The sequence below is a fragment of the Streptomyces sp. NPDC018045 genome (assembly GCF_044327445.1).
Lineage (GTDB): Bacteria > Actinomycetota > Actinomycetes > Streptomycetales > Streptomycetaceae > Streptomyces.
On sequence record NZ_JBIRFL010000002.1, the window covers coordinates 1 to 12,952 of the forward strand.

11 protein-coding genes and 1 pseudogene are annotated in these 12,952 nt (G+C 67.4%); 9 read left to right on the plus strand and 3 right to left on the minus strand.

The window, feature by feature from the left end; translation table 11 throughout:
- Positions 1–149 precede the first annotated feature (149 nt).
- Positions 150–551, plus strand: coding sequence for a hypothetical protein (locus ACH4EB_RS04115; protein WP_398345751.1), 402 nt, complete (start codon positions 150–152; stop codon positions 549–551).
- Between the two features lie 270 nt (positions 552–821).
- Here the strand turns inward: ACH4EB_RS04115 and ACH4EB_RS04120 are convergent.
- From ACH4EB_RS04120 to ACH4EB_RS04130, 3 genes and pseudogenes are all read right to left on the minus strand, one after another.
- A pseudogene (locus ACH4EB_RS04120) lies at positions 822–995 on the minus strand (CorA family divalent cation transporter); the annotation flags it as partial.
- A 308-nt stretch (positions 996–1,303) separates the two neighbouring features.
- A complete protein-coding gene (locus ACH4EB_RS04125) occupies positions 1,304–2,302 on the minus strand; it encodes an isopenicillin N synthase family dioxygenase (protein ID WP_398345752.1) in 999 nt (332 codons plus the stop codon).
- A 179-nt stretch (positions 2,303–2,481) separates the two neighbouring features.
- Positions 2,482–3,762: an acetyl-CoA carboxylase biotin carboxylase subunit family protein gene (locus tag ACH4EB_RS04130; protein WP_398345753.1), complete on the minus strand. Its 1,281-nt coding sequence runs from the start codon at positions 3,760–3,762 to the stop codon at positions 2,482–2,484.
- Between the two features lie 829 nt (positions 3,763–4,591).
- Here ACH4EB_RS04130 and ACH4EB_RS04135 point away from each other — a divergent pair.
- The 8 genes from ACH4EB_RS04135 to folE all read left to right on the plus strand — a co-directional run bounded on the left by ACH4EB_RS04135 (position 4,592) and on the right by folE (position 12,916).
- On the plus strand, positions 4,592–5,920 hold the full coding sequence (locus ACH4EB_RS04135; RefSeq protein WP_398345754.1) for a Rieske 2Fe-2S domain-containing protein: 1,329 nt from the start codon (positions 4,592–4,594) through the stop codon (positions 5,918–5,920).
- A gap of 358 nt (positions 5,921–6,278) precedes the next feature.
- Positions 6,279–7,187, plus strand: coding sequence for an XRE family transcriptional regulator (locus ACH4EB_RS04140; RefSeq protein ID WP_398345756.1), 909 nt, complete (start codon positions 6,279–6,281; stop codon positions 7,185–7,187).
- Between the two features lie 71 nt (positions 7,188–7,258).
- A complete protein-coding gene (locus ACH4EB_RS04145; protein WP_398345757.1) occupies positions 7,259–8,530 on the plus strand; it encodes an MFS transporter in 1,272 nt (423 codons plus the stop codon).
- Positions 8,531–9,030: 500 nt separating this feature from the next.
- Entirely contained in the window at positions 9,031–10,281 is a 1,251-nt protein-coding gene (locus tag ACH4EB_RS04150; RefSeq protein WP_398345758.1) for an ATP-grasp domain-containing protein, read from the plus strand.
- A gap of 156 nt (positions 10,282–10,437) precedes the next feature.
- A complete protein-coding gene (locus tag ACH4EB_RS04155; RefSeq protein WP_398345759.1) occupies positions 10,438–11,112 on the plus strand; it encodes a 7-cyano-7-deazaguanine synthase in 675 nt (224 codons plus the stop codon).
- A 103-nt stretch (positions 11,113–11,215) separates the two neighbouring features.
- The gene (locus ACH4EB_RS04160; protein WP_030680614.1) at positions 11,216–11,581 is read left to right on the plus strand and encodes a 6-carboxytetrahydropterin synthase; all 366 of its coding nucleotides are present in this window, start codon (positions 11,216–11,218) and stop codon (positions 11,579–11,581) included.
- Between the two features lie 10 nt (positions 11,582–11,591).
- A complete protein-coding gene (locus ACH4EB_RS04165; protein WP_398345760.1) occupies positions 11,592–12,326 on the plus strand; it encodes a 7-carboxy-7-deazaguanine synthase QueE in 735 nt (244 codons plus the stop codon).
- On the plus strand, positions 12,326–12,916 hold the full coding sequence (folE, locus tag ACH4EB_RS04170; RefSeq protein WP_030655088.1) for a GTP cyclohydrolase I: 591 nt from the start codon (positions 12,326–12,328) through the stop codon (positions 12,914–12,916). The genes ACH4EB_RS04165 and folE overlap by 1 nt, the downstream gene beginning before the upstream one ends.
- Positions 12,917–12,952: the final 36 nt, after the last annotated feature.

Genomic DNA, 12,952 nt, shown 5'->3' on the forward strand with positions numbered 1-12,952 from the left:
TTCTGTTTTTCATTATTTTTTTTGATCTATGTGTGTTTTTGTTTGTTTTTTTGGGGGGGGCTGTGTTTTTTTTTTTTGGGGGGGGGGGGGTGTTTGGGGGGGGGGGGGGGCCCCCCCCCCCCCCCCCCACGGCGGTCAAGGAGAACGTGGTGCACCCCCCGCAGATATCGACAGGCACCTGGTGGATCATCGCCGTCATCATGACGGCCATGTTCCTCGCCGTCTGTGTCCCTCTGATGCCGACACGCAAGCACAAGATCAACATTGCCTGCGTGCCCCTGCTGGGAGTGGGGTTCCTGACGGCGGCCGCCAATTTGCGAGGGCATGACGTCAACCAGGTGCTGGCCATCTATTCCACGGTGATGTTCGCGCTGCCGCTCGGCGTCGTCGGACGCGGCAAGGACATCAAGAAGGCAGCCGAAGAGCAGAAGAAGGCCATCGGTGGCCAACAGCCCCCGGCGCCCTTCAAGCTGACCGCACAGCTCCTCGCGGCGACCGTTGTGGGACTTGTTCTGTTCGGGTGGGTCAACGGATGGTTCGTCACCGGATGAGGGTTGCGCCCCCGGCGGCGGGTGCACCCGAACTTCCTTGAGGAAGCCCTCGCGAGGGCTTCCTCCGTGGGTTCTGAGGGAGCCTTTTGAGGAAGCCTTTCGAGGAAGCCCGTGAGAAAGCCCTCAAGGGTGATCGGCCGGGACTTCTCGGGATGAGGCCCGGGCCGGTGGGCGGGATGCGGGTACCGGGTACCGGGTGCCGGAAGTCGGTTGCCGGATTCCGGGACGAGCCGATGCCTCAGAACCGATGGCTCAGAGCCAGTCCCGCCGCTAGAAGATGACGTACAGACCGGTACAGACGACCGCCGTCAGAACGATGGCGAAGGGGTGGCCGAACGCCCAGTGCAACTCCGGCATGTGGTCGAAGTTCATGCCGTGGATGGTGCCGACGAGGGTGGGAGCGAAGAGGATGGCCGCCCAGGAGGAGATTTTCTTGAAGTCCTCTTCCGGGCCGGCCCTCACCTGGGCCTTTGTGTAGCGGTGGCAGTCCGACCAGGGCAAATGGATCTTTCAGGGTTTTCCATGTGGCTCAGCTTTTCGCAGTCGATTCTCCCCAGGTGCTCCCCACCGGACTCCGTTCTCCCCAGTTTCTCCCCGGAGGAGCTCCTCGGTTGGAGTCGTGCCCGTCCTGGACGAGGCACTCGGTGACTACTGGCGTGACCTTCGCTCGGTGAGGCGCCAGATTGCGCGAGCGCCTAGGGCCGATGCCGCAGCCATCGGCCGGCCGCGGGACGCCCACCGTCCGGCAGCGGTCACCAGGTGGGGTGGTGGCGGGCGATCAGTTCGGGGAACCCTCTGGTCAGGCCCTTCATGACGTTATCGCCGTAGCAGGCGAACAGGGGGTTGTCCGGGTCCACCGTCACGCCGCCCGCGGCGCTGACGTACCGGCTCGGCAGGGGCCGGACCGACGCCTCCAGACGAGGGCTGTAGAAGAACGGCATGGAGTACCGGTCGACCCCCGGGGCCGGGCGGACGACCCGGTGAACGGTGGCCTTGAGGTATCCGCGCGTGGCGACCTCCAGCAGTTCACCGAGGTTGACCACGAACGCGTCCGGCAGGACCGGGACGTCGACGAAGTGACCGTCCTCGACGGCGACCTGCAGCCCGCCTTTGTCGTCCTGCACCAGCAGGGTGAGCAGTCCGTAGTCCTTGTGGGTGCCCGCGCCGTCGCCCTTCGGGACGCTGCCCGCCGTGGCGTCCGGCCCCGGGTAGTGCAGCAGCTTGAAATGGATCTGCGGCTCCGGGGTGACCACATCATCCAGGAAGCCCTCGGGCGTCTCCAGGGACTCCAGGATGAGCCTGAGCATCCGGTGCGAGAGGCTCGTCAACCGGTCCATCCATGCCAGTACGGCCGGCCGCAGCTCCGGCAGGGCGGCCGGCCACTGGTTGGGGCCGACCAGCCACTGGTACGCGGGCTCTCCCGGGCCGGGTCTCCGCGCCGGGCGCTCGGGACCGATGTCCAGCTGCCGGCGCTGGTCCGGGACGCCCCGGGTGCGCTCCCGCCCCATCGCGGAGTAGCCGCGGAAGTGAGGGGAGTTGAGGACGTCGAGAGCCGCATGCTCCGACTCCGGCAGGGAGAACAGCCGACGCGTCAGGTCGAGCAGTTCGGCGGCGCCGGTGACGCCGTGGCCGGTGAGCTGGAAGAACCCGATGTCGTGGACGGCGGCCCGCAGCCGGTTCAGGAACCCGGCGCGCGCTTTCGGACCTTGTTCGCTGTCCCGGAGATCGATCACGGGAATCGCTTCTGGCATGGAGTGCTCCTGGTTTCTCGATACGGTTGTGAACCTCACCACTGCGTTACGGTTCCGGACCGGCCCGCACGGAGGCGGCACGCGGGGACGGGGAGAAGAGAGAAGACGGGGCAGTCACCGGGGCGTGGGCGCGGCCCGCGTCGACCAGGTGTCCGGCCGACGCCGTTGTCGATGCCTTGTCAGGACAGCGGAGTACCGTGCAGGGTCACCGCGTCGGCCGCCCGCTCCAGTGCCGCCGTGCAGTCCCGCTCCGTCTCGGCGACGGCGACGAGGAGGGCATACCGGGAGCGGGAGTCGCCCGGCGGGTACAGCCGGAGCTCCCGGCCCGGGGCCGTCAGCACCCGTACTTCCCGGATCTCGGGCGGCAGCCGGTCCCTCGCGATCTCGACGGACTCGACCCGTACCTCCCTTTCGGGATACAGGAAGCGGACCGCGGCCGTTGCGGAGGCCCCGGACGTCCGGAAGTCCGGCGTGGCGCCGACCGCCAGATCGGCCGCCATCAGGCCGATCTCCAATCCGGTGACCAGGCCGCCGAGGTACGGGACACGGCCGCCGCCGATCCGTGCGTTGATCTCCACGACCTTCGGGCCGGAGGAGGTCAGGCGCAGCTCGGTGTGGGTCACCGTGTCGGTCAGGCCGACGGCGGTGTGGGCTTTCTGGACCACTTCGAGCAGAACATCGTCGGACAGCAGCGGGTCGTCCGCCCGGACCGTGTGGCCCACCTCCTGGAACCCGGGGGCGTAGCCGAGCTGCTTGTGCGCCACGAACAGCACCGTGACCTGCCCGTCGCGGCAGACCGCCTCCACACTGATCTCGGGTCCGTCGAGGAACTCCTCCACCAGGGTGGGCTGTGCGTACCGGGGCACCTCGTCGAACCAGATCCTGCCCGCCTGCTGGTAGGCCCGTGCCAACTGCCGCTCGCCGCCGACATAGGTCACTCCGCAACTCGCCGAAAGCGCCCGGGGTTTGACCACCACCGGATAGCCGATCCGGGCTGCCGCCTCGCTCGCCTCGGCCAGACTCGCGACGGCTGCCGACCGGGCCTGCGGGACACCGGCCCGGTCGAGCGCCTTCCGGCCGGCGTACTTGTCCCGGCACGCCCTCACGGCCTCGCGCGGGCTGGTACGCAGTCCCAGCGCGGTCGCCAGCTCGGCGACGGCCTCCACGCGCGTCTCCTCGTAGGTGAGCACACCCGCGAATCGCTCGGGGTGGGCCCGAACGGCGGCGGTCATCGCCGCGACGTCCAGGGTGTCCACCACACCGAACGAATCGATGTACGGCTTTTCCCAGGTGGGAGGCGTGGGGCACAGCAAATGCAACCGGTATCCGGACGCCATGGACCGCAGTACGTAAGCGCGCCAGTGCTCGCTGCCGCTGCCCACCAGCAGCAGGAGCGGCCGCCCCGAGGAACCGGCTGAAGAGCAAGCCGCATCAGTGGTGTCGGTGTTCGCTGTCGGCATGTGGGCCGGTTCCTCCGTCGTGTCATGCGTGGGGCGGCAGGCGGGGCGAGTGGTGAGGGGCGGGGGCCCCTGATGCTGTCCACCCGTCGGTGGTGGACGCATCGGCCGGTGACGGGCCGGTCGTGGGCGCCTTGGCCCCGGTCTCATCGTGGGCGCCTCGGGCCCGGTCTCATCGTGGGCGCCTTGGGCCCTTGTCCCAGGACACTCCCATCATCACGTGACCGGCGGCCGTTATCCACCGCTGTGTTCTACGCCGAATGGGCATCCACTCTTTTTGGTTCGGGTTCTCATCCCGGCGGAGTTGACGGGTGAACCGAGGAAGCGCGCCGCCCTTCGCCGGAGAAACGCATCTGCGCCCGCCGTTGGGGGCAGGTGGCAGCAGCACACCCCGCACGGGACGCGCAAGGCGAATTCGACCGCAACTTCTTCGGTGTAAAAGATGCACGTGGACAACGTGGCCCGGACCGGGTGAAGATGACGAAGGGACAGGGCCCGATACTTCGATGCCCGTCAGGCGCACCATTCCACTGCTTCGATAACTGTTCCTCCTCCGGCAACCGTCACGCCCCACCCGCCGCATCAACGCCGCGGTGCCTCCAGCCGTCGCACCACCGAAGCCGCGCCGTACGGGTCGACAGGTGTTCACTCAAGTCCACCAAGCCCGGTACCGCGTGTTCCGATATCGAGGCCGAGCGGCAGCGCTTCGGGGCTGTGCCCACTCTCGCGCGTCGGCTCTTCTTCTCTTCCGGGGTCCGACGGTGTCGCCTTGACAGGGCGGATGCCCGGTTGGTGCCCCCACTCTGTGCACGTCGTGAGCGAAGGAGTACCCATGCTCTCAGCGGACAAGAACCGCATCCTTTCCCAGGTTCAACGCGGTACGCGAATGGGTGAACTGCTGCGCAGATATTGGCATCCGGTGGCGCCGGTCCTGGAGCTGACCCAGCGTCGCGTCAAACCCGTACGGCTGCTGGGTGAGGACCTCGTCCTGTTCCGTAAGCCGGACGGCAGCCACGGTCTGATTTCCCGGCGCTGCCCGCACCGGGGCACCGACCTCGGTATCGGCTGGGTGGACGGTGACGTGATGCGGTGCGCATACCACGGGTGGGGATTCGACTCCGAAGGCCGTTGCACGAGCCAGCCGTTCGAGGAGACGGGCCCGTCCGGCGGATTCCGCGACAAAGTCGGCGTCGCCGCGTACCCCACCACCACGCTCGGAGGGCTGATCTGGGCCTATCTCGGCCCCGCCCCCGCGCCGCTGCTGCCCGACTTCGAGCCGTTCACCTGGGAGCACGGCTTCGTCGAGATCATCATGACGGAACTCCCGTGCAACTGGTTCCAGTGCCACGAGAACAGCATGGACCCCGTCCATTTCGAGTGGCTGCACCAGAACGGGAACGCCGTACGCAGCGACCCGGAATCCCCCACGTATGTGCCCCGGCACCTGTCGATCGACTTTCTGGAATTCGAGCACGGTTTCGTCAACGGGCGGGTGGTGGAGGTCCCCGACGTCCGCCCGACAGGTTCCTACTCGAGCACGAACGACGTGACCGACGGCGGGATCCTCAGCCTGTGGCCCTACACCCTCGCTTCCGGGAACACCATCGAGTTCCGGGTGCCGGTGGACGAACGGCGCACCCTCAATTTCACCTGGCAGTACTCCGTGCTCCCCGACGACGTACCGCCCGGCCGGCAGGATCCCGGCGCGATTCCGTACTGGTACGGCCCGCTCACCGACCCGGCGACCGGTGACATCATCATGTCGCACACCGGGAACCAGGATTTCGCCGCGTGGATCGGACAGGGAACGTTCGCGGACCGGACCGTCGAGCAGCTTGGGCGCGGCGACAAAGGCATCACCCTGCTACGGCGGAGGTACTTCGAAGCGATGCGGAAAGTGGCGCAGGGGGAGGACCCGCCGGGCACGGTGCGCGACCCCGCGGCCAATGTCAGCATTCAACTGCCCCTCCTCGGCAAGGCCCGCTACACACAAGGGGTGCCGCGCGAGGTTTTCGAGAAGAAACTCGCTGTGCGCAAGAAGAACGGGCTCCTCGGGATCGGCGGATTCTGGACGGTGCAGGCCGGGCGGCCGAGCCATCTCCAGAAGGAGTACGACGAGATCGCGGGCGTCGTACGGAAGGCACCTGCCGGCAGCGTGTGACGCCTTTCGCGCAGGCGTCACTCATACGGACCGTTCAGTCTGCCCGAGTCACTCACCCGGATCATTCACCACGGTGACTCGGCCGGCGAAAGGGCACCCTCACTACCCGGGCTAAGCGGCCGTCGGAGGAGATGATGACAGCGAGAATCCCGCCAGGCGGATGCATGGTTGTATCGCCGTGGTCTCTCCGTCGGCGCGACTCATGGGGGTTCGAACGACACGCCCCGTCGGGGAGTTGATTGATGTGGGTTCATCGGGCTGTCCGGAACCACTGACGCCGCTTCGAGGTCGCTCCGCGTCACGTGTCTCCGGAGAGCGGCATCACGAGAGGACGGAGATGAATGCGGAGGCACTGCGGTTGCTCCTCACGGAGCGGCGAGCCTCAGTAGCGCCGGAATCCCATGGCCTCACACGGCCCAGGGGAAAGGGCCGACGTGCCCCCGGTCTCGCCCAGCACCAGGTCGATCTCCTGCTCAACCGGGGCTGGGGGACCTATCAGCGTCTGGAGTCCGGCAAGTACCGGAATCCGCCCGTGGACTTTCTGCGGGATCTCGCCCTGCTGCTGCGGCTTTCCGAGGTGGAATGGGTGGCCCTGTGCCGCTACGCCGGCATCGGCGACCCGCCCCGGCCCCTCACGCCGCAGTCCGGGCAGGAGGTGCCCCAGGTGTGGCAGGAGGCTGTCGCCGGAATGACCCACGCCGCCTGTGTCATTGACGCGTCATGGAACGTTCTTGCCCATAATCAGCCCTTCACCGATATTTTTCCGTACGGGAAACGCCCCACCAATACGATGCAGTGGATGCTCTTCGACGGTCGGCCCCTGCTCACCGACTGGGCCACCACCTGGGCACCGCATCTCCTGCCCCTCCTGCGGGCCGATCTGGCCGTCCGGCCCGACGACAACACGCTGCGCCGGTTCGAGGCGGCCGTACTGACGGATCCCTGCGCGGCGCCCCTCTACGAGACCGCCGGTGCGGCCGTCCACCCGGACGAGGACAGGCGTCCGCTGCAGCATGCGCGGAGCGGTCCGGGCTGGGTCAAGATGTGCATGGCGCAGCCCACCACCTCACCCGGCACCCGCCTCATTATCCTGATCTTCACCCCCTGCGCGGGAGATCCGGCCGGTCCGGCGAGCGGCGTCTGCGGCTCGGCCACAACGGTGGCCGGACGGATAGCCAGGCCGCCGTGTTGCGACAGCCGGCCCCAGCGTGACGCGCCGGCCCGAGCCGCGGAGAATCTCCGCGCGATACTCTCCGCCCCCCGCTGAACCGTCGTCGCGGGCCACCGCTCCCGAACGTGGTGGCTGTCCGTCTCCCCTCCGTACCAGGGATCGAGTCGATGTCTGCTGCCCCGGAAGTGTCCGCCGCCCCGGACGGCCGTGCCCCACGGCGTGTGCTCTCCAGTTACCGGGACCTGATGGCGGTCCCGGGCTTCTGGAGGAACGCGCTCGTCGGGATGATCTCCAAACTCCCGCCCAGCATGGTCGCGTTGAGCCTGCTGCTGTTGGTCGGCCGGGACTACTCGTACGGCACCGCGGGCCTGATGGTGAGCGGTTCGGCGATCGGGCAGGGGGTGACGGCGCCGCTGCGCGGACGGCTGATCGACCGGTACGCGCCACGTCCGGTCCTGCTGGCCTGCCTGACCGCCTACCTGACGGTGACCGCGCTGCTGCTGTTCATGGTGCGGAACGGGGGGCCCGCGCCGCTGCTCCTGATCACCGCGGTCGGTCTGGGGGCCACCGCCCCGCCGGTCGCGGTCATGATGCGCTCGGTGTGGTATTCCGCGGGCGAGGGGGCGACGCTGACGACGGCCATGGCCCTGGATTCGTCCATGATGGGTGCCGCGCTGATCACCGGCCCGGTGCTGGCCGGCTGGCTGAGCCTGTCGGTGTCGCCCGTCGCCCCGTTCTTCGTCACCGCGACGCTGACGGTGCTTTCGGTCCTCCTCCTGCTGGTGGACGCCCCGGCCGCGCCGCGCTCCGCCGCCGGCGCCCGGGGGCACTGGCTGGGGCCGCTGGCCTCACTCCCCTTGCGGCGGCTGCTGGCCGCGAGCGGACTGTTCGTGACCGCCGTGACCGCCGTCGACGTGCTCCTGCCGCTGTACGCCAAGGAGCACGACGCCGGCGCGTACACCGGTCTCTACCTCGGCGCACTGTCCGTCGGCAGCGTGGTAGGGAGCTTCGGTCTGGGGGCCGTACCCGACCTGCTGGCCCGTGGACCGAAGGCATTCGTCCTCCTGATCGTCTTCGTCCTCGGTACGGGAGTGCTGTGCGTGGGCACGCGGCTGTCCCCGGAGATGGTGCTGCTGCTCTGCCCGGTGGCCGGGCTGGCCATCGGTTCCACGTTCGGGACGCTGCGGACGATCGGCGGCGAACTCGCGCCGCCCGGCCGGGTGACCGAGACGATGTCCTGGCTCAGCAGCCTCGATCTGGCCGGGGGTGCGGTCGGCGCCGCGGTCTTCGCGCAGTTCGCAGCCGCCCGGGGAAGCGGGACGGCACTGCTCGTGGTGCCCGCGGTGGCTCTGCTGGCCGCGGTGTTCGGCTGGGGCGCGCGGACGCGTGCGGAGCCGCTGACGGCCGACGCGAACGGCTCCGGGGCCACGCGCGGCTGATGGCGCGGCTCCGGTGGCCGCGGGGTGGGCCGCGAGGCGCCGGCGGTGTGTTCGTGCGTGCGCGCCGTGAACTCCCCGATCTCATGAACGGCTGCAGGAAAAACCGTCCCTCACTGGCCCCGATAAATGGGACTAATAAGGTCGGGAAAGACAGGGAATGATAAGCGCAGAAAATTCTGTCTTATCGCTTTCCAGGAAACCTGTGCGCGGGCGCGGTAGGTGCGTCGGTAACAGCGCGAACCCGTTCGCACCGTCGGACGGCATCAGCGGTATCCCGTCCTCGCCTCCCACACTTGCCACCCGGAAGAAACCGCGTTCGGTGCGGTGAGCCTCGGCCCGATGCGGCTCGCCCCTGCCGCCTCACAACCCGCTGCGCACGCCCGCCCGGGCGCGGCGACTGCCGGATGACGTAACGAGCGTCCCACTGCCCCGCGGAGCTTGCACGCCCGGAGCTTCGGTGTCTTGTCATCGCAATTCGAAACGACGGAGGTTGACTCCCCATGTCCAGCATCGTCGTCCTCAACCCGGTGAAGTTCGGCCGCCATTACAAACGGGCGGTCAAGGCCAGAGGACACCGGCTCATTTCACTCTACTCCTTCAGCGAGAAGTTGCTGGAAGAACGCTGGCCGAGCCATGCCGATGGTGACGATGTCTCCCTCTACAGCCGGGACCTCGATGGGATGCTGAAGGAACTGGAGCCGTACCGGGACGACATCCGCGCGGTGCTCTCCGGCAGCGATGCGTCCGTCGACCTCGCCGACCGTCTGGCCCACACGCTTCGCCTCCCCGGCAACTGCGTGGATCTGGCCTATGCCAGGAACCACAAGGACGCGATGCGCCGGGTGGCGGGACAGGCGGGGCTGCGCATCCCCCGGTACCGGTTGGTCACATCGATCGCGGACATCCCCGCCGCCGCGCACGAGGTCGGCTTCCCCGCCATCGTGAAACACACCCATGGGGGCGGGTCCCACGGCGCCGTGCTGCTTGCCGATGATGCGGCGCTGGCCGGCCTGGGCCGCCTGGTGACGTTCGACCACTTCCGTGAGCCGGTCCGGAAGTGGCTGGTGGAACAGTACATCCGCGGCCGGGAGATCGCGGTGAACACCATGAGTTACGACGGGCAGCACCAGATCATCGACATGTGGTTCTACTCCCAGCCCGACGACTCGGACTACGACTTCCCCTACTGGAACAACGTCCAGATCAACCGCGAGGACCCGGACTGGGACCGGGTGGCCGCCTTTGTGCACGAGGTCCTGGATGTTTTCGGCGTACGTATCGGCCCCGGGCACACCGAGGTGAAGTGCAACGCGGACGGCGTGTACCTGATCGAGGTCGCCGCACGCCTGGCCGGCGGTCCCGTCACGGACATGTGGCTGGCGCACAGCGACTTCAACCCCTACTACGCCGATATCGACTGCCGTACCGCCCGGCGCCCGGAAGCGCTGGGGCAGCACATCACGTTCGACGCGGTCTTCGGCGCGATCGCCGTTCGCAACGAGGGCGCCCCGGGAGTCCTGCGGGAGATCAAAGGGCTGGACGCGTTCTCCGCGGGCCCGGGTGTCGAAAAGGTACTGGTCGCCTATGCCCCCGGTGACTGGGTCCCCACCACGGACAGTACGACCAATATCCCGCTGGGCGCGTGGGTGTCCGGTGACACCGTGGCCCAAGTCCGTGAGCGAATGCACCGCTTGCGCGATCTCGTACAACTCGATATCGACCGGGAAGCGGACGGGCCTTCTGATGCTTGACTTCCGCAGCGACACCCTCACCAGGCCCCACCCCGGGGTGACCGCGAGCAACCGGGTTGCTCCGTGGCGGTGCGCTCTGCCCACACTGCTCGGCCTGCGGAAGACGCCCCCGCGGGAAAGAGCGACGTACGGACACGAACGGAAAGGGAAAGGCCGATGACGTCGGCCAAGACGCTGGTCGTCCTGTCCGGCGGCATCGACTCCGTCGTGCTCGCCCACGCCTGCAAGGCCGAGGGAAGAGAAGTATCCGCCATCGCGATCGACTACGGCCAGCGCCACCGCAAGGAACTGGAGTACGCGGGACGGGCCGCCGGAAAGCTGAACATCGAACTGACCATCGCCGATCTCGGCGGCTATTCCCGGCTGATGCGTGGCTTCTCCCTGACGGACGCCGACGTCACGGTTCCCGACGAGCACTACACCCGTACCGGAAGCGTCAATGTCGTCCCGAACCGCAACCCGGTCTTCATGACGGTCGCCTACGCCCATGCCGTACTGACCGGAGCGCAGGAAATGTGTCTCGGGTTCCTCGCCGAGGACGCGGCCACCGCGCCGGACACCTCGCCCGCGTTTCTGACGGCGTTCAACGCGATGGAAGCCCGAGCCGTGGAAGGGCTCGCTGATCCACCACCCCGTGTGACCGCCCCGCTGCTCACCCTGCGCAAGGCCGACGTTCTGCTCCTGGGCACGGAGCTCGGCGTCGACTGGCGCGAGACGTGGACGTGCTTCAAGGGCGAGCGGTTCCACTGCGGAAGCTGCGCGTCCTGCCACGACCGCCGCAACGCGTTCGCCGAAGCGGACCTCACCGACCCGACCCGGTATCAGAAGTGAACTCCGCTTCGGGCGAACCGAGAAGGACCAGGTGAAGCCGAGCCCATGCCGGCCGAAACGGCCTGATGAGTATCGAGAGACCAGAACGGACGGAGCTGCACCCATGTATGCGATCACCAAGGAATTTCACTTCTCCGCAAGCCACCAGCTCGGCGCCCTGCCGGCAGGGCACCAGTGCGCCAGAATGCACGGCCACAACTACCTGGTGGTTCTCGAACTCCGCTGCGACGACACGGAACTCACCGAGCCCGGTTTCGTACGCGACTACGGGGAACTCGACGAGTTCAAGCACTGGCTCGACGCGACCTTCGACCATCGGCACCTCAACGACGCCGTCCCCGGAATGAACCCGTCCGCGGAAAATTTGGCCTGGTGGGTCTATCACCAGTGGGTCGAACGGCTGCCGGAACTGAGCTGTGTACGGGTATCGGAAACGCCCCGGACCTGGGCCACCTACCGTGGGAAGTAGGAGCGGTGCGATGAGCCGGCAGGAGACAACGCGCGGCCGGAAGATCGTCGTCAATGAAATCTTCGGCCCGACGATTCAGGGCGAGGGCCCCTCCATGGGGCGCATCTGTTCCTTCGTCCGGCTCGGCGGCTGCAATCTGACCTGTACCTGGTGCGATACGCCGTACACCTGGGACTGGACCGGGCAGAGCAACGAGGGCACGGCGTACGATCCGAAGGCCGAATTGCACGCGATGCACGTCCTCGACGTGGCGGACCTGCTCAGGGCCATGGATGTCCGGCTGGTCGTCATCTCCGGTGGTGAACCACTCCAGCAGCAGCAGACCGTGACGCTCCTGTGCCACCTGCTGAAGGAGAGTGGGGTATCCGTCGAGATCGAAACCAACGGGACCATCGCGCCATCGCCCGCATTGACGGCGACGCAAGCCCGCTTCAACGTCTCGCCCAAATTGCGGCACAGCGGCATGGGGCCGGAACGGACGGTGGTACCGGTCGCGTTGCGGGCCCTGAACGCCACCGGTGGCGCGGCTTTCAAGTTCGTCTGCCGTGGCCCATCTGATCTCGAAGAGGTCGACGCCATCGTCGCGCGCCACGGCCTGGAATCCGTCTGGATCATGCCGGAGGGGCAGGACCAGGAGACGCTGACCCGCCATATGTCGTCGCTCGCCGACGCCGTCGTCGCCCGGCGGTGGAACATGTCGACCCGTATCCATGTGCAGGCGTGGGGGAACCGCAGGGGTGTGTGATGGTGAAAGCCGCCTGGGAAAGGCAGGAAGCGGTCGACGTATCCGTCGACGCCGCCCGGCTCGAAGAACTGGCCCGGCAGATTCTGATCGAAATCGGGGAGGACCCTACCCGCGAAGGACTCCGCGAGACTCCGCGACGTTATGCCAAATGGTGGAAGGAGTTCGTGGAGTACGACGCCGGAAAGGTGGATACCCTGTTCGAGAGCAGTACCCTGGGCCAGACGGTCATGGTCTCGGGCATGACCGTCTGGTCGTTGTGCGAACACCACTTGCTTCCGTTCAGCTGTGACCTGACTGTGGCCTACAAGTCCGGCGGGGTTCTGCTCGGACTCTCGAAGTTCGCACGTATCGCGCACAAGCACGCACACAAATTGCAGGTCCAGGAACGACTCGTGGTCGACATCGCAGACGAGATCTCCGACATCACCGGGACGAATGACTTGGCCGTGATGGGGCGGGGTGAACATCTCTGCATGACCATGCGCGGTATCCGTACGCCTTCGACGATGTCGTCATCCATTTTCCGTGGGGTGTTCGACCAGTCGGAGCGTGCCCGGGCGGAACTCTTCGCCCAGCTCGGGGTGAAGTGACCGCAGCCGGCCGCGGGGCGATGGCCGGGGATGCGG

What these genes read in the sequence shown, in the direction of transcription:
- ACH4EB_RS04125 (WP_398345752.1), bottom strand. Translation starts at nt 2,302, where the DNA reads ATGCCAGAAGCGATTCCCGTGATCGATCTCCGGGACAGCGAACAAGGT.
- ACH4EB_RS04145 (WP_398345757.1), top strand. Translation starts at nt 7,259, where the DNA reads ATGTCTGCTGCCCCGGAAGTGTCCGCCGCCCCGGACGGCCGTGCCCCA.
- ACH4EB_RS04130 (WP_398345753.1), bottom strand. Translation starts at nt 3,762, where the DNA reads ATGCCGACAGCGAACACCGACACCACTGATGCGGCTTGCTCTTCAGCC.
- ACH4EB_RS04165 (WP_398345760.1), top strand. Translation starts at nt 11,592, where the DNA reads ATGAGCCGGCAGGAGACAACGCGCGGCCGGAAGATCGTCGTCAATGAA.
- ACH4EB_RS04155 (WP_398345759.1), top strand. Translation starts at nt 10,438, where the DNA reads ATGACGTCGGCCAAGACGCTGGTCGTCCTGTCCGGCGGCATCGACTCC.
- ACH4EB_RS04160 (WP_030680614.1), top strand. Translation starts at nt 11,216, where the DNA reads ATGTATGCGATCACCAAGGAATTTCACTTCTCCGCAAGCCACCAGCTC.
- folE (WP_030655088.1), top strand. Translation starts at nt 12,326, where the DNA reads ATGGTGAAAGCCGCCTGGGAAAGGCAGGAAGCGGTCGACGTATCCGTC.
- ACH4EB_RS04150 (WP_398345758.1), top strand. Translation starts at nt 9,031, where the DNA reads ATGTCCAGCATCGTCGTCCTCAACCCGGTGAAGTTCGGCCGCCATTAC.
- ACH4EB_RS04135 (WP_398345754.1), top strand. Translation starts at nt 4,592, where the DNA reads ATGCTCTCAGCGGACAAGAACCGCATCCTTTCCCAGGTTCAACGCGGT.